Raw genomic sequence first — 17,746 nt, forward strand, 5'->3', positions numbered from 1 at the left:
CTAAAAGACGCAGGTATAAATATCATTTTTGAAGGAAGCACGTCATGAAGCAAATTCCCGTTGCCGGCAAGGCGCTAACACTGCTGTTCGCTGCGATGTTCCTCGTGGCATGTTCAGGCACCTCCACCAAGGAAGAAGAAGCGGCAGCCGCCGCAGCGGCCGCAGCCGCGGCTGAGCAAGCCGCAGCCGCCGACGCTGCCCGCGAAGCAGAGCGTCAGGCAGAGGCCGCCGCCGCTGAAGCACAGCGTGAGATGGAGCAGGCTGCCATGGCAGCAGGCACAGTGTTCTACTTTGAGTTCGACAGTGCGACACTGACTCCCGCGGCTCAGGCTGCTGTCGATGCGCACATCGCTTTGCTCAAAACCAACGATCGCAGCGTGCGTCTTGATGGCCACACTGATGAGCGTGGCACGCGGGACTACAACATGGCCCTGGGTGAGCGTCGCGCGAATGCCGTTCGTGATTACATGGTCGTCAATGGTGTTGCGAGCTACCGCATCGAGACCGTGAGCTACGGCGAAGAGCAGCCGGTAGCCTACGGCAGCGGCGAGAGCAGCTGGTCCCAGAACCGCCGCGTCGAGCTTAAGTAAGACGAGGCACTGGTGTTCTGACTATGCTTAAAGCACGACCGTACCATCGCATCGGGCTGACCTTTCTGGTCGGCCCGATCTCGTTTCTGGCTGTGGCTATCGCGGCTTCGGCGCAGGACTATATCGATGTCGAAGCGGAGCGACGGGCCCAGCCACAGTCCGGGCCATCGTCGTCCACGGCACCCGCAAGGAGCTATGGTGTGGGCACGGCGCCCTCGGCGGTGTCTCCCGCGAGCACTACGCGCTCCCTGCCGCCCCCTGCAGCGCCGGCCAGTGACAATATCGGTGGTCTGTTCAATCAGGTGCAGCAGCTTCAGCAGGAAGTGATGCGTCTTAACGGTCTTGTGGAGCAGCAGGCCTACGAGATTCGAACCCTCAAAGAGCAAAGCCTCGAGCGCTATATGGATATCGACCGGCGCCTGGCCTCCGGTGGTGGCGGGGGAGCGGGGGGTGTCAGTGGTGTTGCTTCCGGCAACGAGTCTGGCAACACGCAGACTTCAACGAGCGCCGGGGCTGTGAGTTCGGCCTCAGAGCTTGCGGAGCAGCCGGGTGAGGGTGAAGCCTATCGCGCTGCCTATGCTCTGGTGAGAGGCCAGGAGTTTGATCAGGCGGTCAGCGCTTTCAATGCGTTCCTTGAGCGATTTCCCGCAGGACGTTTTGCCCCCAATGCGCATTACTGGCTGGGAGAGCTTTATCTGGTGACCGATCCTGCGGACCCTGAGGCGTCGCGCCAGGCCTTTATGCTGCTGCTCAATCAGTATCCGACCAACGCCAAGATTCCCGATGCCTTGTACAAATTGGGTCGCGTGCACTTCATGAAGGGCAATCGCGACCGGTCCCGGGAGTTTTTGAATCGGGTGATTCGTGAGTATCCCGATAGCTCAGCGGCACGTTTGGCGGGCGATTTTCTCGACCAAAACCTCTAAGGCAGGTCCCATGGGTGCTGTGGCAACAGCGGAGGACGTGGTCGCTGCCGACACACTCCGCATCACTGAAATCTTTTACTCCCTTCAGGGCGAGGCTAGAACCGTTGGTCTGCCCACGGTGTTCGTGCGCCTCACCGGTTGCCCCCTGCGCTGCCTCTACTGCGACACAGAGTACGCCTTTCACGGCGGCGAGATCATGTCTCTTGAGCACATTACAACTCAGGTCGCCGCACACAGGCCCGCCTATGTCACTGTGACGGGAGGCGAGCCCCTCGCCCAACCCAACTGCCTGCCGCTCTTATCCACCCTCTGCGATCAGGGTTATGAGGTCTCCCTGGAAACCAGTGGCGCCATGTCCGTGGCAGAGGTCGATCCTCGCGTGGTGAAGGTGCTGGATTTAAAAACCCCGGCCTCCGGTGAGGTCGCCCGCAACGATTACGGCAATGTTCATTACCTGACAGCCAATGATCAGGTGAAGTTCGTCATCTGTGACCGCGGGGACTACGAGTGGGCACGATTCAAACTCGATGAATATGCGCTGGGCGATCGTGTTTCTGATGTGCTGTTTTCACCGAGCCACGAGCAACTTGCCCCCCGGGAGCTGGCGGAGTGGATTCTCGCGGATGGCTTGCAGGTACGCCTGCAGTTGCAGCTGCATAAATATCTTTGGGACGATGCGCCGGGGCATTGAGGTCAGAGCGCCATTTTATGAATTCTTCGAAAAAAGCGGTGGTTCTTGTCTCCGGTGGACTGGACTCTACAACGGTTCTGGCTCTGGCAAGAGAGCAGGGCTATGAGTGCTACTCCCTGAGCTTTGACTATGGCCAGCGTCACCGCGCCGAGCTTTTTGCCGCCGAGCGGGTGTCAAAAACCCTGGGCGATGTAGCGCACAAGGTCGTGCGTCTGAATCTGGACAGCATAGGAGGGTCGGCGCTCACCGATGACAACATTGCCGTACCTGAAGAGGCCAGTGAGGGCATACCGGTGACCTACGTGCCTGCCCGAAACACCGTGTTTTTGTCTATCGCTCTGGGATGGGCTGAGGTGCTCGGGGCGCAGGACATCTTCATCGGTGTGAACGCTGTGGACTATTCGGGATACCCCGATTGCCGACCCGCGTTTATCGATGCCTTCCAGCAATTGGCAAACGTCGCCACCCAGGTGGGGGTGGAGGGCGGTCGCTACGAGATCCACACTCCACTCATGGATCTGGGAAAAGATGACATCGTAAAGCTGGGCGCGCGCCTCGGCGTGGATTACTCGCAAACGGTCTCCTGCTATCAGGCCACCGATGACGGCCTCGCCTGCGGTGTCTGTGATGCCTGTAGACTGCGGCGCGAGGGTTTCGAAAACGCCGGTCTTGAGGACGTCACACGTTATGCCAGTTAACAGAAACTTTGCTTTGTCACGGCGCGCTCTGCTGCGTCGCTCCCTTGCTGTTGCCACCACGGCTGCACTACCGGGGCAGCTTTTTGCGCTGGAAGCGGAAACGATCTCCGTCAATCCCGAGTCCCTAGAGCGCGTTGCCGCGGTGTTTGCCGCCAACCCCATCGTCGACTTTCATACGCACATTGGTATCTGGCAAAACCGCGGCCTGGATAATGCTGATAAAGGTATACCACCGGTCAGCCCTGCGAAGTTCGCGAGCAATATTCAGGAATATCTCGATGCCGGGGTGAATTGCATCTATCTGGACGCTATCAGTGATATCGCGCGCACGCGGATCGGTATGCCCGGCAATAAAGATCGCGATTTTCAGGGCGATGAGGCCTGGGAAGAGTATGAGCGCCAATACGCGCTCATGATGGACTTTCTCGCCGACCACCCCATGAGCCCCGTGACGGACGCTGATTCTCTTGAGGCAATTAATGCCCGAGGAGAGTTAGGGGTCGTGCTGTCCACGGAAGGCGCTCATATGCTGGAATTGAAGCCAGCGCGTTTAAAGGTTCTTCATGAGCAAGGTCTGAGGCGCCTGCAGCCGATTCATTATGTGGCATCGACCCTGGGTGATAGTCAGACAGATCCCGAGCGCTACGGTGGACTGTCACCCCTGGGTCGTCAGGTGCTGGAGCAGGCCAGCGATATGGGCATGCTGCTGGACATGGCTCACGCCAGTCAAAAGGTGGTAGAGCAAACCGTTGCGCTGGTAGATCGTCCCCTGGCGCTGTCCCACACCATGGTCAAGTACAACTCCTCCCGCTTTGGCGACTACCGCAATACAAGAAGTCGATGGATCAGCCCGGAGCACGCGCGGCTCATCGCAGATACCGGAGGTGTAGTGGGTACCTTCCCTATTCAGGCGCCCTATGGCGTGACGTATCTGGACGAGTTTGTTGAGGCCCTGAAAGTGATGGTGGATACCGTGGGTATCGATCACGTCGCCTGGTCCACCGATCTGGGGGAGCCGGTGCGGCCCGCGTTTTTACAGAGCTACCTGCAGTTTCCCAGGCTGTGCGCGAAGTTGCTGGAGAGCGGATTCAGTGACAGCGATCTGGCGAAGTTTGCCGGGGGCAATGCCCTGCGGGTGCAGGCTGCGGCCTGAGCCCTCAGGGTAATTAATCGGCCATAGCGCCATCATTGTGAGTGCGGAGTGTTTGTTATGCGTTACTTGATGTTTGTTCCACTGCTTATGCTCACTGTCATGACAGGCGCGCGCGGGGCGGAAGTCAGCTTTCTCAATAGCAGCGGCTCCCTGGCGGCGGACCTGCCGTTCTCTGAGGCGGTGCGTGTGGGCGATACGGTCTACCTGGCGGGTCAGCTGGGTGCACTCCCCGGTGAGATGACCGTGGTGCCCGGCGGTATTGTTCCTGAGACTCGCCAGACCCTCGAAAACATCCGCAACACCCTCAAATCCCATGGGCTGGATATGAGCGATGTGGTGAAATGCACGGTAATGCTGGCTGATATCAGCGAGTGGGGCGCTTTTAACACCGTTTACGCTGAATTTTTCAGTAAACCCTTTCCTGCACGGAGCGCTTTTGGGGCCAACGGTCTGGCCTTGAACGCCCGGGTAGAGGTGGAGTGCATCGCGGCATTTTCGGACTAAACTCTCTACTCGAGTCCGTCCAAGAGAAGTTCTCCGAAAAACTTGAGTTTTTCTCTTAAATCCGTAATATGCGCCCTCCTTCCGGGGCCGTTAGCTCAGTCGGTAGAGCAGTTGGCTTTTAACCAATTGGTCGCTGGTTCGAACCCAGCACGGCCCACCATTTTCCTCTCTTTGTATCAACGACTTAGCGCGCTGCCGCGCTCAGCGTCCGGTGCTTCAGCACGACGAGTGCCGGAGTTTTGCCGGACTTTCCTTCGCACGCCCTGTTTGCCGCCTCGATAAGCTCCTCCAGCTCGGGTGCTGAGTAGTACGTGGTGATATCGCCGTTCTTGTGGCCAAGCAGTATTTTCCGGGTTTCCAATGGCACTCCTGCCGCGCGCAAGCGACGACCGAAGGTGTGTTTCAAGTCGTGTACCCGAATGGGCATGTCCAGCTTGCGCCGAACCGACTGCCAGCCATTGTTGTTGATGCTCCGCACCGGACGACCGTAGTAAGTGAAGACGCGTTCCGGGTGTTGCCCGCGCACGCATTCGATCACTGACTTAGCCACCCGATTCAATACCACCCACCGATCCTCCCGATTCTTAACTTTCTCTCCCGGTATAAGAAACACCGAGGTGCCCAATTCCGGCACGTCAATTTCCCAATCCCACCGCAAACTGCAGACTTCGCCATCCCGGCACCCGGTATTCACCTTGAATAAACATATCCTGCTCAGGTGATCCGGCAACGCTTTGAACAACTGGTACTGCTACTCCCAGCTGAGCGGGTAGGGGCGTCTGGCATCGTGCAGAGGCAGCAACTGAATCAGCGGCGCCGACTCCAGCCAGGTTAAACCGTGTTCATCGCGCCACAGGCGGGCACTCAGGTTTAGTACCCTGCGCACCGTTGCCAGTGCGCCGTTGACGGTCTTGTTTTTCTTACCCTCCTTCTGCCGTCGATTGATGTAGGCTTGCAGCGTTCCCATGTGGACCTGATAGAGCGGCAAATCGCCGATCTCCGGGTCCAGCTCCTTCAGATGGAAGGCATAGGTGTGGATAGTCGCTAAGTGCGTGTTTTCCTCGAGAAAGCGTGTGGCTGCCTCGCGAAAGATCCGCACCGGTCGTATGCCAAACACTGATGCCTGCCTAATCTGCTCAATCCGACGAGCTAGCATCAGCTCCGCCGTTCTGAGTTCACTCGTTCCAGTGCTTTCGTGAATGCGGTGGCCGAGGACCCGCTTGTCGATATGCCAGATCCCACCCCGTTTCCGTAGCCCGGAGCTTCGATTGCGTCCCATAAATCATCTCCTTGATTTAGTGCGGGACGCCCGTTGCGCCGCCTATACTGGTCCACCCATGCGTCCATTTCAAGGCGGTCGAAGGCGACGCCTTGCCGCCCAATGCGAAACTCGAGCAGGGTAGGGCGCACTTCCCGGTTGAAGCGGTTGCGGTCCATACCTAGATAGGAAGGGGCGTCTCGTAGTCGGATGAGACGGGGTTGTATCGTCATCTGCCCAGATACACCGCGGTAATCTGTTCTCTCACGTGCCCCAGCTCCCTGCTGATGGCCAGCCGTGCCTGTCGATCCGTCTCCTGCTGTGCCGGGGTCAACGCTTCTTTACCGGGGCCGCCTCCATGGGGCGACGGCCAGCCCGTGAGTTCCAGGTATCGTTGCTGCGCATAGGCATGGCGCAGGCCGTGCATTTTCGACAGGCCCGCATTCGCCGTATGACGCTCATAGATTCTCAGCTGCTCAATGTAGGATCGGCCCCGGGGGATCAAGGACCCCGTGCCCGCCAGGTGTTTGGCATGTTCCAGCAGGGCACGCTGCGCCTCGGTACGGATAGGAACCGTGCGCTCCCGCCTGCCCTTGGTCCAGCTGGCTTTCAGCTGCAGGTGCTCGCCCCGGTCCGCCCAGCGCGGCTGCAGCTTGATGGCTTCCTCTCGTCTGAGCCCGAATGCCCGCTGTAGGCGCAGACTCATGCGAACGTTCTCATCCCTGACTCGGGCGAGCTGTGCTTGTCCAAGGTCCCTTGCCTTGCTCTCACTGGTGACGAACTGGCGATCCGGGATTCCGTAGATCTCGTTGCTGCGCGCGACCACGCTGCGCTTGTTGATCTTTTCGGCCCACCAGCGCAGGCAGCTCATGCGGTTCTTGATGGTGCCCGGCGACAGGTTCTGCCCCAGCCATTGGTCGACCAGGGCCTGGACGTGCTTCTGTTTCAGCGACGTGGCTTTCAACTGCCGGAAGCCCAGTTCGTGTAACTGATTGGCTATGGCGCTCAACTGGCGCTCCCGGCCCACGCGGGTTTCGAAGCTGCCCTCGTGGCTGTACTTGCATAACATTTTCAGTTGGTAGTTCAGGTCTCGCATAGTGCTAAATCCATTCGGTGAGTGTTTCTGATCACCTGGCAATAAAAGCTGCGCAGGCCCGGCAAGCGGTACGATCACGGGACACCAACCCCGGTTGACCTGAATGTGTCTGGCCATAGACAGCACAGTGTGTTTTCTGGCGAAAACTGGCCCATGCAGACCAACGGTTACCCAGCCGCAGGCCGGGGTAGAACTTCCTCCTTTTGGATTGAGCAAAACGCACTGACCGTCAGTGTGTTTGCGGGGTTGAAGAAACTGCCAGATCGACGGGCTCGAGAGCCCGGCCATCAGCAGCGGCGATGGAGCAGATCCCGCGGGAAGCGGGAGAGAGTGGAAGGAGCGGTACCCAGTTGATGCGGTATCGCGATGGTTCGAAGATGGGCTCGGTCATGACTGACCTTTGCGTCAAAATAGCCCGGGTAGACGCTGTCGGCAGATTCCTATACAGCCGGAATTTGCCTACCCCATTCGCTTGCGCAAGGTGGGGTCGCCTTGCCACTTTTCCGCAGTGGCCGCGTTTAGTGGGTTCACTTTACGAACACCGAATGCGGCTGTCACAAAGAATTCGACCGACTGCGGGCGCGGTTTTTGGCTACTGACGGCGTGGTGCACGTGTGTAGGCGCCCACGTCACTACCTGCTGCGCTTGGCAGTGACTTGGGCTCTTACGATGATAGTACCTGTGCGATCGACTCCGACTGTGTCGCCTTCGGCGTTAGTCACAGAGCCGCGATATCAAAGCCCCATCGACTTTAGCCGACATAGCGGCAAGGTCCCATTCGTAGCTCGCTGCCAGCAGCGGGCCGATATCGCTGGCGAAGTTTTTGTCGTTCAGTTTGGCGGTTACGTTGGCCTGAAACTGCGTTTTGGTCACCGTGAACCCGCCGTGCTCCATGTACGCATAGAACGCCGCGACTATCTTCTTCGGGTCAGCGTCACCATGGTCGAGCGCAATCGCCAGGTCAAATAGATCACGTCCCTTTTTGCGCTGATACAGGGCGCGGAGCTTTGTGCCCAAAAGCTCATTTAATTCGTAGCTGAGTATTGAGCATGATCCCGTGTACCAACGGGAACTCACTTCAAACGGAACCTCTACGAATTCTTCTACAACGAAGTGCTCGCGAGTGTTGATTTCGACTTTTAGCCGAAGCGGTTGTCCATCCTCTGACTGAAACCGGTAGGTTAATGTCACCATGGCGTTGTTCTGTTTCCGCTTGGGTTCTCCAAGCCACGGGTCCAATACCTCCCTCAAGGCATCCATAACTGGACCTGCTGGCTCTGCAGTCACTTGAACAAGGTCAATATCTTCGGAGTATCTGGCGGCAGGCAGGTGGAGCTTGAACAGAGCCGTGCCGCCACGGAATGCCAGCGCATGGCGCAGTGTCTTGTGAGAGAAAATGTCAATCAGTGCACGGCTGATGACGAGGTCCTGTTCGACCTGGGCATCGTCAACCCACGGTGCTTTATCCCGCCATTCTGTGATGTAGTCACGTGGGATCATATGTCCGGCTCCAGGTCTGCATTTACAACAAGCTTCCATTCCCGCAAGCGCGGTCCAGCGTCCTTGTCGCCACCGGGCATGAGCTTCGTGTACTCCCGCGCGTGTTCACTGACATAGCCTTTGAGCCCCTGTGCAGCATTTTCGGCGCCTACCAGTTCTAGAATGTGGCCTAAACGCTGAATCCAGGTAATCGGGGCGGTGGTCGCTGCAGCTGCCAGTACCGAGGCATCGATTTCTTCGGCAAGTTCAGAAAGGATGGTGGCAACCTGATTTAACCCACCGACATGTTCGGGATATCCCACCAAGTCGATGGCCGTGGCTTCTGGCGAGGAGACCTTTAAAGCTCCACGTGAGGTGTTGAATGTTCGTACGGGCACGTAGTCAATGTTCTTGCGTGCGATGAACTTGACCCGGACTTTGCCGCAGCGTAGCGGCCCGCGGTTCTGTTGCACGAAGACCTGGAACTCCTGTGGGCGCTGATGGGCCGCGCCGTAGTACTGGGCGGCTGAAAGAAGCCCAGCGTAGTAGGTTAGTCCTTTGAGTTTCATGAGGTCGGGTATGAATTGCTCTGCGGGCAGGCAACCCAAAGAGCGGTATTCCGGCGGGATGATGACGTAAAACCCGCGGGCAGGTGTGGCAATCAGCCCCTGTTTGGTGAGCCGGTTGAGAGCAAGCTTGCTCGCTGACGGAGATACTTGAAGCGCCTCACGAGCTTCCGTTGAGGTGAAGCTATAGCGCCCCCTCGAGGCAAGAGTCGCGACAAGGTCTTTTGCCGCTAAAGGATTGTTATTCGGTATCACTCTCGCAAAGTATCTATAAATAATACTTTATGCAAGCAAAATCGTATTTTCGTCATAGACAACTGCTCGTTAGCTCGCAAAATATAGGCAGGTCATCACGCGACGGACTTAGTGTTAACGATGCCAAGTCTCCAAAACACAAGAGACCTTTGTCTGAATAAGCGAAAACGTGTCAAATGCGAATAAGAAAAATTCAAATTAGCAAATGGAGGCACTTGTTCGACAGGTGTCGGTTGGCCACGCATGCAGGTTATTGCCGGCGTCTGAGCAATATCCCGACCGGGAACACGTGGGAACTCCCCTTGCTGCGTTGAGCATGGACTCCCGTGCGGCGACCGTGTAGAGCACAATAACGCGTTCGGTCTGCGTTTTGGTCGCGCTTATCGACCAGCAAGAGGCAGCCTTTTAATACGCGGTGACGTCTGATTGAGCCAAGGCGTCCCATTTTCAGTGCGCTATCGTTTTGTCGCACGATTGAGCATCGCAGATACGACCGACATTCATGCTGACGCCTCTTATCTGTCTCAGGACTCCAGCCTAGGGGGTGGGCATACCTCGAGGCGCGCGGGCCGCGCGCTAGCCAGTTATGCGAAAAACAGTGGCACGCGTGGTGAACTGCTGAGCGCCGCAGCGCTATCCGGTCGCTACGGATTATCGGTGTCAGCCAGCCCTGCGGTGCTCTCTCGGATCACCAGTTCGGTACTCAGCATCGTGTCGACCGGGCGCTCGCCGTCGATCATTTTCAGCAAGGTATTCACCAGTTCCTCGCCCGCAGTGCTGATGCCCTGGCGCACGGTGGTCAGCGTTGGGCTGCTGTAGCTTGCAAGACCAATATCGTCGTAACCCGTCACCGCGATATCACCCGGGACGCTCAATCCCTGGCGCTGCGCAGCCGAAATTGTCGCGAGGGCGACCACATCCGAGATACACACCACGGCGTCGAAATCGCCGCGATCAGATAACAACGTCGTGATCGATTCGCGAGCCCGCTCCATGCTGAACGGTACTTCGAAGTGCAGCGAGGCGTCGTAGGCAACGCCACCCTCTGCAAGCGCCTCACGATAGCCTGCATAGCGCGCCGCATTTTCGGGGTTGGAGATGTTGCCAAAGAACGCGATCCGCCGACGTCCTGTCTCGATGAGATGGCAAGCGGCCTGCTTACCTCCGGCGAAGTTATCACCGCCAATCACAACGTAACGCTTGTCTGGCACCGGATGACCCCAGACGACGATGGGCCGGCCAGCGTCTGCGAGCAAGTTGAGTTGCTCGTGCTGGCGCTCCTGCCCGATAAAAATAACACCGTCCGATTGCAGCATTGCGCGGCTGTTGGCCAATTGCGCCGCATCAATCACAGGAGCGTGGGCAAGTAGCAGATCGTAGTCTCGGGCCGCCAGCGCATCTGCAATCGCGCCCAGCATGTCAAGGAAGAACAGATCCGACATATGCTGTTTGGATCGGATATCGAGCATGAAGACCACCGACACTACGCTGCTGCGTTTGAGGCGCAGGTCACGCGCTCGACGGTTGATTAGGTAGCCGTGCCTGGCGGCAAGTGACTGTATTTTTTCCCGCGTTGCGATGGCAATACGCGGGTTGTTATTCAGAGCCCGCGACGCAGTCGCGCGCGAAACTCCGGCTGCATCCGCGAGGTTTTGAAGCGTACGAATCGCCGGCGGTGAATCCGCGGCTGGGCGGTCCTTCATATCGTCACTTTTAAATCGGTCATATTGTTCAGCTCATTCATTGTTTAAAAAATTGTCCTAAGAACAATAGCTTACAACTAATGTAATCGATAGCAAATTTTTTCTTGCAATCGATTGCACACTGAGCTACTTTTCATGGGGTCAGCACACAGATGCCGATAACGCCAAATAAATCTAATTCGAGGCAATCGCCATGAAAAGTTTCAATGCTGCACGCTCAGCGTGCGTCCCATTTACCTTCGTATTGGCGGCCCTACCCGCTGCGCTCGCGCAGGCTCAGGGTCCCGGTGTACTCGAGGAAGTGATCGTTACCGGTGTGCCCTCGGGCGGCGCCACCAAGCTCGAGGCGAGCGTCTCGGTAAGCTCCGTAGGCAGCGAGGAGCTGATCGACCTCGCGCCGCGCTCGGCCGCCGAACTATTTCGGGCCTTGCCCGGTATTCGCGCCGAATCCTCTGGAGGCGGCGGTAACGCCAACCTCACCGTGCGCGGTATTCCGCTGGCCACGGGTGGCTCCAAGTACATGCAGATCCATGAGGACGGTCTCCCGGTTCTCGAGTACGGCGATATCAACTTTGGTAACACCGACAACTGGTTGCGTGCCGACTGGACGATCTCACGAATTGAAAGCATCCGTGGGGGCTCTGCATCGACATTCGCCAGTAACTCACCCGGCGGCATCATCAACATGATCAGCAAGACCGGCAAGGAAGAAGGCGGCAGCATCGGTGTGAGCATGGGGCTTGATTACGATGAGTTTCGCACTGATTTTGAATACGGTGGAGAGCTGACCGACTCGATTCACTATCACGTCGGTGGCTTCTTCCGCGATGGCGAGGGCGTGCGTGACACCGGATATAACGGTGAGAATGGCGGACAGCTCAAGGCGAACATCACCAAGGAGTTCGACGACGGATTCCTGCGCCTTTACGCCAAGCACCTGGACGATCGGGTTGCGACCTACCTGCCCTCACCGGTGCTGGTCGAAGGCGGCGGCTCCTACGGCTCGGTGCCCGGCTACGACGCAAGCTCAGAGAGCCTTCAGTCGCAGCAGACCAACAATTTCACTACCTTTGACCAGTTTGGAAATCCCGTCAGCCGTGCGCTGGCCGACGGCATTGAATCCAAGGTCACAGCGTTCGGTTTTGAGTTCGAGAAAGACCTGAATGACCAGCTCACCCTGCGCAACAAGTTTCGCCAGTCCGATATTTCGGGTGGGTTTATTGCACCGTTCACGGACGGTTTTGCCGGCGGTACCGCAAGCATTGCCGACAAGGGCGCTGAGCTTTGCAACACGGCAAGCGTTGGTGGTGTGGGACTGGACTGCTCCGGCGGGGTGACTGCACTCATCGACGGCCAGCCCGCCGATGGAAACCAGCTCGCATACACCAACCTGTTGTTTGATACAAAAATTCACGACCTGGGTCTGTTTGTAAACGACCTCTCGTTCAGTTGGGAAAATACCAACGGCCTGGCAATCTCGGGCGGTGTTTACTACTCAAAGCAGGCGATCCAAACCTCCTGGAACAGCTGGCAAACGCGGATGCAAACTCTGGATGGTTCGGACTCGCGCAACATTACTTACATTGCCAACGGCGCAGGTATAGATGCCGACGGGAATGCAGTAGACGTGATGCTCGCGGACAACGGCGCACTCACGCAGAGCTTCCTCGCCTGGAACTGGGATCTCGAGTACACCACCTTCGCGCCATACATCAATGTCGGCTTCGACGTGGGCGAGCGCATGCGCTTTGACGTAAGCGCGCGGCACGATGAGGTTGAGGCCCGTGGGCAGCGACTGGATGGCTGCTGCGGCGGCAACACGCCGATTGATCTCAACGGCAATGGCAGTGTCGGCCAGTTCGCGGTAGACGGGGGCATGATTACGCGGCTCGACAGCGATGCCCTGCTCGAAAATCCCGGTGCGACGTCCGCAGGCTTTATCGCCGGTGGCGTGCGTGTGCTCAACTCCAGCAACGCCGCAACGACCAACGTCGATTACGATGCCGACAACACCTCATTCTCCGTGGGCGGCACATTCCTTCTCACTGACACGTCATCGGTATTCGCGCGCTACAGCGACGGCGGACGCGCGGTGGCAGACCGTCTCACACAGGTTCCCGGGTCATTGCGACCAGATGGCAGCCTCAGCTCTACGACCGACGGGTTTGACAACGTCCAGCAGCTCGAGATTGGCTACAAGCACGTGGGTTCCAACTGGTCGGCGTTTGCAACGTTCTTCAACACGATTACTGAGGAAACGCAGGCAGAGTTGACCAGCGGCCTGACCTTCGTTCGCGAGTACGAAGCCAACGGCATCGAACTCGAAGGCGACATCGACATCACCGAGGGCTTTACCCTGCGTGGCAACGTGACCTGGACCGACGCCGAAATTACCGACGATGCCACCAACCCGGCGATCGTGGGCAACACACCACGCCGTCAGGCTGATCTCATCTATACGCTGATCCCCGAGTATCGAAACGCACGCCTCGCGACGGGTCTCGTGCTGCAGGGCTCAACCGATTATTACGTACAGGACAACAACGACCTGGAGCAGGAAGGTTACATCCTGGTGAATGCCTTCCTGAACTTCGACGTAACGCCGGATCTCACGGCCTACCTGAACGTGAACAACCTGACCGATGAGTTCGTGATCACGGAATCAGAGGAAGGGTCAGCAGCGGTTGGCAGCTTTATCCGTGCCCGTCCGCTCAACGGTCGCTCCGCAAATATCGGTATCACCTACCGGTTCTAGGGCTTGCTTACCGGGCGGCTCACTGTAATTGTGTGTTGTCCGGTTTTTTTGGCACCCTGACTACTCACTCAGCGGAGTATCAGCATGGTTTCGCTCATCACCTACGCCGATCGACTGGCGGGCGACCTCAGGCGCCTGCGCGAACTGCTTGACGGGGAGTTAAGCGGACTTTTCGGTGGTGTACATATCCTCCCGTTTTTCGACCCGATTGATGGCTTGGATGCGGGTTTTGATCCGATCGACCATCTCGCTGTCGACAAGCAACTTGGCAGCTGGGCCGATGTGTCTTCAATCGCGTCAACGCAGGCCGTGATGGCTGACATTATCGTCAATCACGTGTCCGCCGACTCGGCACAGTTTCAGGACGTGCTTGGCAATGGCGAGGAGTCGCCTTATTGGAAGCTCTTTCTGCGCAGGGCAGCGGTGTACGGCTCGCTTGACCCGGAGGTGGCGAGGGAGCAGATTCAGCGCATTTATCGGCCACGTCCGGGTGCTCCTTTCACGTCAAAAACGCTGGCGAGTGGGGTCGCGCATGACTTCTGGACAACTTTTAGCCCAAAGCAGCTCGATATCGACGTGGAGAGCAGTGAGGGACAGCAATACCTGAAGTCTATTCTCAGTACCTTCGCCGCGGCAGGAATAAAGGACGTGCGACTGGATGCAGCCGGCTACGCGATCAAGCGTGCAGGCACGTCATGTTTCATGCTGCCCGAAACCTTTGAGTTCATCGCCTACCTAACGGCCGAAGCGCGCGCACTGGGTATGGAGACGCTGGTTGAAATCCATGCGAACTTCCAGGTCCAGTGTGAGATCGCAGAACGCGTGGGACGCGTTTACGACTTTGCCTTGCCACCGCTGGTTCTGCACAGTCTGTACACGAATGACGCGGAAGCGCTCAAGCACTGGTTGCGTATCGCGCCGCGTAACTGCGTGACCGTGCTCGATACGCACGACGGTATCGGCATTATCGATGTTGGTAGATCCGGACAGCGCCCGGGTCTTTTGCAGGATGACGAAATCCACAATCTCGTGGAGTCCATCCACGCCAAGACCGGTGGCAAAAGCCGGCAAGCGAGTGGAAACGCCGCGTCCAACCTGGATATCTACCAGGTCAATTCCACTTACTACGATGCGCTCGGCGGCAGCGACATGGATTATCTCATCGCTCGCGCTATCCAGTTTTTTGCGCCCGGCACACCGCAGATCTATTACGTCGGACTTCTGGCCGGTGAGAACGACCTCGACCTCGTTAGCCAGACCGGCACGGGGCGGGACATCAACCGCCACTATTACAGTCCCGACGAATTAAAAACCGCCATCGGGATGCCGGTCGTGCAGGAACTGTTTGCGCTGATTCGCCTGCGTAATACGCTGCCGGTGTTTGAGGGGAAATTCAGAGTGGAAGACTCAGCGCCTGCGCAGCTGGTTCTGAGCTGGTCTCAGGAAGATAATCACGCCAGCCTTGCAGTGGACCTGATTGAGCGCAACGCCACGATCAGCGGTGCGCTGAATGGTGCCCCCTTTCATCACACTGTGGGCGCTATGACCCGGGACACAGGGCGCAGCACGCAATGAGCGCGGCCACAGATACTGCGCCGCTGTCATTCCGGGAAAAGGTCGGTTATGGCCTCGGCGACATGGCCTCAAACTTCTATATGGGGTTCTTCGGGCTCTTTCTGCTTTACTACTACACCGACGTGTTCGGAATCAGCCCCGCTGCTGCGGCGACGATGCTGCTGGTCACCAAGGTGGTCGACGCGATCAGCGACCCGGCCATGGGACTCATCGCCGATCGCACCTATACACGCTGGGGCAAGTATCGACCGTACCTGCTGTGTGTCGCAGTGCCCTACGCGGCGCTGGGCTACCTGCTGTTTTTAGGGCCGGAGCTTTCGAACACTGGCAAGTTGGTCTACGCCTACATTACCTACACGTTGATCATGCTCGCCTATACGGCTATCAACGTGCCCTACTCGGCGCTGCTGGCGGTTATATCCCCCGTGGCCGAGGAGCGTACCAAGGCGACGCAATTCCGTTTTGTGTTTGCGTCCCTTGGCACCCTCTGCGTAGGCGCCTTTGCCACGCCGCTGGTCAACCTGTTGGGGGGCGGCGACGAGGTGCTTGGATTCCGTCTGACCATCGTTTTGTTTGCCGTTCTTTCGGTACTGATATTCTGGATAACCTTTGCTACCACGCGGGAGCGCGTGCAGCCGCCGCGCCACGACTCAAGTATCAGCGAGGACTTCTCGGCGCTACTCAAAAACGTCTCATGGATTGTGCTGACGCTCACGGGCATCCTGATCGTTGTCGGTCTGATTGCCCGATTCGCCTCTATCGTCTACTACATCAAATATTACGTGGGCGACAACGGTGAACCTCTCTTCCTGATATTCGACAAGACCGCGGTGCTGACCTCCTGCGGTCTGATCGGACAGCTTATAGGTGCGCTGCTCACGCCGTGGCTGACGGGCCGCTTTGAGAAGCACAGGCTCGTATCCGCGATGAGCGTACTGCACGCAGCATTGCTGGCGCTTTGCTACCTTCTGCCCCCCGAGGCTTTCTGGCTGGTTACCCTGGTGCACAGCGCCGGCATAATGACCTTCGGCGTGACCATTACGCTGCTGTTCTCGATGTATACCGACTGCGCTGAATACGGCGAGTGGCTGACCGGCAAGAACACCGCGGGGTTGACAGTGTCGGCTTCGATGTTTTCGCTGAAGTTCGGCTCTGCGGTCGGCGGAGCATTGCCTGGTTTCATGCTCGCGTGGTTCGGCTTTACCGCGAACGCCGCGCAGTCCGAGCAGGCTATCAACGGCATACGCATGATGTTCAACGTAGTGCCCGCAGTTTACTTTCTCGCCGGTGGCGCACTGATGATGTTTTATCAGATTGATCGCGTCACCCTGCGTCGTGTGGAGCGGGAGCTGTACGGGCGGCGAGAGGAGGCGATGGCATGAGCGTTGCGGTGCTGGGTGAGGCACTGATTGATCTGATTATTGGCGACGATGGAGCTTATCGACCACACCTGGGCGGCTCGCCCTACAACGTCGCAATCGGCCTCGCCCGGCAGGGCGTAGATGTCTCCTACCTTGCCGCATTATCGGATGACAGTTTTGGTGATGAGCTTTGTGCATCGCTTCAACGTGAGGGTGTAAGGTTGCCCCTGCAACGCCGTTCGCTCTGGCCGACCTCGCTGGCACTGGTCACCGTAAATGAGCGGGGACAACCGTCCTATCGGCTTTACCGTGAAGGTATTGCCGACAAAGACACCACGCTTGAGGAGGTCATCGCGCACCTACCCCCAGACCTGCAGGTTTTCCACACGGGATCGCTCGCGATCACGCCGAGTCAGCTACCAAAAATCACAGCGCTGTTCGATCTGCTCAGGGAGCGCGGTGTCCGTATCAGTATCGATATCAACATCCGCCTGCGCGCGAGCATTGATCAGCAAAAGTACCTCAGCGGTGTGCGCGGTTTGCTGGCCCGCGCGGACATTGTGAAAGCGAGCGATGAGGACATTGATGCGTTTGCCCTGAGCGAGAACCTGCGCGACGCCGCACAACAGCTCCACGAGGAAATGCGGGGCGGCTTGCTGGTGCTCACCGAGGGTGATGGAGGCGCCGTGCTGTATGGCGCACCCGGCGTTGCTGCACCTATTGAGAAGCGCGCTTATCCCGTTGCCAAGGTCAGCGACACCGTGGGAGCGGGCGATACCTTCCATTCGGCATTTCTGGCCAACCTGTATCGCGCGGGTGAACTTGGTGCAGACCCCGGCCCGGACACGACCGCCATGCTTGCAGAAGCGCTGGACTTCGCATGCGCTGCCGCAGCCATCAACGTCTCACGCGCGGGCTGTTCGCCGCCAATGCTCGCTGAAGTTTCCAGTTTCATGGCGGCAACGCAGCGCTGATCCCGAAAGGAATCTACACAGCGCCACAGACCTGGGCTAAAAATAAATCCCGTATATTCAGTTTAGTGCCGCCCGCGGGCCATGCAATGATCCGCGAGATGACTGGTCGTAATGAGTTGAAAGAATAAATGCAATGACGCATCAACGACGCGACCTGCTCAA

The 17,746-nt window shown here is 57.9% G+C and carries 16 protein-coding genes and 1 tRNA gene; 11 read left to right on the plus strand and 6 right to left on the minus strand.

Translation table 11 applies throughout. The features are described 5' to 3' along the window. Positions 1-44 precede the first annotated feature (44 nt). From pal to ACTG3T_RS11140, 7 genes are all read left to right on the plus strand, one after another. Complete coding sequence (gene pal / locus ACTG3T_RS11110) at positions 45-590, plus strand: peptidoglycan-associated lipoprotein Pal (protein ID WP_439102341.1); 546 nt, start codon at positions 45-47, stop codon at positions 588-590. A 23-nt stretch (positions 591-613) separates the two neighbouring features. Further along, complete coding sequence (gene ybgF, locus ACTG3T_RS11115; RefSeq protein ID WP_439102342.1) at positions 614-1,516, plus strand: tol-pal system protein YbgF; 903 nt, start codon at positions 614-616, stop codon at positions 1,514-1,516. Between the two features lie 10 nt (positions 1,517-1,526). Then, complete coding sequence (gene queE / locus ACTG3T_RS11120) at positions 1,527-2,207, plus strand: 7-carboxy-7-deazaguanine synthase QueE (protein ID WP_439102343.1); 681 nt, start codon at positions 1,527-1,529, stop codon at positions 2,205-2,207. A gap of 17 nt (positions 2,208-2,224) precedes the next feature. Next, positions 2,225-2,905 (plus strand): 7-cyano-7-deazaguanine synthase QueC, encoded by a 681-nt coding sequence (gene queC, locus ACTG3T_RS11125; RefSeq protein ID WP_439102344.1) that lies wholly within the window; start codon positions 2,225-2,227, stop codon positions 2,903-2,905. Beyond that, the gene (locus tag ACTG3T_RS11130; RefSeq protein WP_439102345.1) at positions 2,895-4,058 is read left to right on the plus strand and encodes a dipeptidase; all 1,164 of its coding nucleotides are present in this window, start codon (positions 2,895-2,897) and stop codon (positions 4,056-4,058) included. The genes queC and ACTG3T_RS11130 overlap by 11 nt, the downstream gene beginning before the upstream one ends. A 57-nt stretch (positions 4,059-4,115) precedes the next feature. Next, positions 4,116-4,562, plus strand: coding sequence for a Rid family hydrolase (locus ACTG3T_RS11135; RefSeq protein ID WP_439102346.1), 447 nt, complete (start codon positions 4,116-4,118; stop codon positions 4,560-4,562). Positions 4,563-4,646: 84 nt separating this feature from the next. Continuing rightward, a tRNA-Lys gene (locus ACTG3T_RS11140) sits at positions 4,647-4,722 on the plus strand. A 24-nt stretch (positions 4,723-4,746) separates the two neighbouring features. Here ACTG3T_RS11140 and ACTG3T_RS11145 read toward each other — a convergent pair. The 6 genes from ACTG3T_RS11145 to ACTG3T_RS11170 all read right to left on the minus strand — a co-directional run bounded on the left by ACTG3T_RS11145 (position 4,747) and on the right by ACTG3T_RS11170 (position 10,919). Continuing rightward, on the minus strand, positions 4,747-5,304 hold the full coding sequence (locus tag ACTG3T_RS11145; RefSeq protein WP_439102347.1) for a tyrosine-type recombinase/integrase: 558 nt from the start codon (positions 5,302-5,304) through the stop codon (positions 4,747-4,749). Positions 5,305-5,313: 9 nt separating this feature from the next. Then, entirely contained in the window at positions 5,314-5,841 is a 528-nt protein-coding gene (locus ACTG3T_RS11150) for a hypothetical protein (RefSeq protein WP_439102348.1), read from the minus strand. Between the two features lie 208 nt (positions 5,842-6,049). Next, positions 6,050-6,916, minus strand: coding sequence for a phage integrase N-terminal domain-containing protein (locus ACTG3T_RS11155; RefSeq protein ID WP_439102349.1), 867 nt, complete (start codon positions 6,914-6,916; stop codon positions 6,050-6,052). Between the two features lie 714 nt (positions 6,917-7,630). Next, positions 7,631-8,416, minus strand: coding sequence for a nucleotidyl transferase AbiEii/AbiGii toxin family protein (locus ACTG3T_RS11160; protein ID WP_439102350.1), 786 nt, complete (start codon positions 8,414-8,416; stop codon positions 7,631-7,633). Beyond that, on the minus strand, positions 8,413-9,216 hold the full coding sequence (locus ACTG3T_RS11165; RefSeq protein ID WP_439102351.1) for a type IV toxin-antitoxin system AbiEi family antitoxin: 804 nt from the start codon (positions 9,214-9,216) through the stop codon (positions 8,413-8,415). The genes ACTG3T_RS11160 and ACTG3T_RS11165 overlap by 4 nt, the downstream gene beginning before the upstream one ends. Positions 9,217-9,860: 644 nt before the next feature. After that, positions 9,861-10,919 (minus strand): LacI family DNA-binding transcriptional regulator, encoded by a 1,059-nt coding sequence (locus ACTG3T_RS11170; protein WP_439102352.1) that lies wholly within the window; start codon positions 10,917-10,919, stop codon positions 9,861-9,863. A gap of 193 nt (positions 10,920-11,112) precedes the next feature. Here ACTG3T_RS11170 and ACTG3T_RS11175 point away from each other — a divergent pair, with 193 nt between their 5' ends. The 4 genes from ACTG3T_RS11175 to ACTG3T_RS11190 all read left to right on the plus strand — a co-directional run bounded on the left by ACTG3T_RS11175 (position 11,113) and on the right by ACTG3T_RS11190 (position 17,584). Continuing rightward, positions 11,113-13,674 (plus strand): TonB-dependent receptor domain-containing protein, encoded by a 2,562-nt coding sequence (locus ACTG3T_RS11175; protein ID WP_439102353.1) that lies wholly within the window; start codon positions 11,113-11,115, stop codon positions 13,672-13,674. Between the two features lie 84 nt (positions 13,675-13,758). Then, complete coding sequence (gene gtfA / locus ACTG3T_RS11180; protein ID WP_439102354.1) at positions 13,759-15,249, plus strand: sucrose phosphorylase; 1,491 nt, start codon at positions 13,759-13,761, stop codon at positions 15,247-15,249. Further along, positions 15,246-16,631 (plus strand): MFS transporter, encoded by a 1,386-nt coding sequence (locus tag ACTG3T_RS11185; protein WP_439102355.1) that lies wholly within the window; start codon positions 15,246-15,248, stop codon positions 16,629-16,631. The genes gtfA and ACTG3T_RS11185 overlap by 4 nt, the downstream gene beginning before the upstream one ends. Next, positions 16,628-17,584, plus strand: coding sequence for a PfkB family carbohydrate kinase (locus ACTG3T_RS11190; RefSeq protein ID WP_439102356.1), 957 nt, complete (start codon positions 16,628-16,630; stop codon positions 17,582-17,584). The genes ACTG3T_RS11185 and ACTG3T_RS11190 overlap by 4 nt, the downstream gene beginning before the upstream one ends. Positions 17,585-17,746: the final 162 nt, after the last annotated feature.

Source organism: Congregibacter sp. (assembly GCF_965660375.1).
Taxonomy (GTDB): domain Bacteria; phylum Pseudomonadota; class Gammaproteobacteria; order Pseudomonadales; family Halieaceae; genus Congregibacter.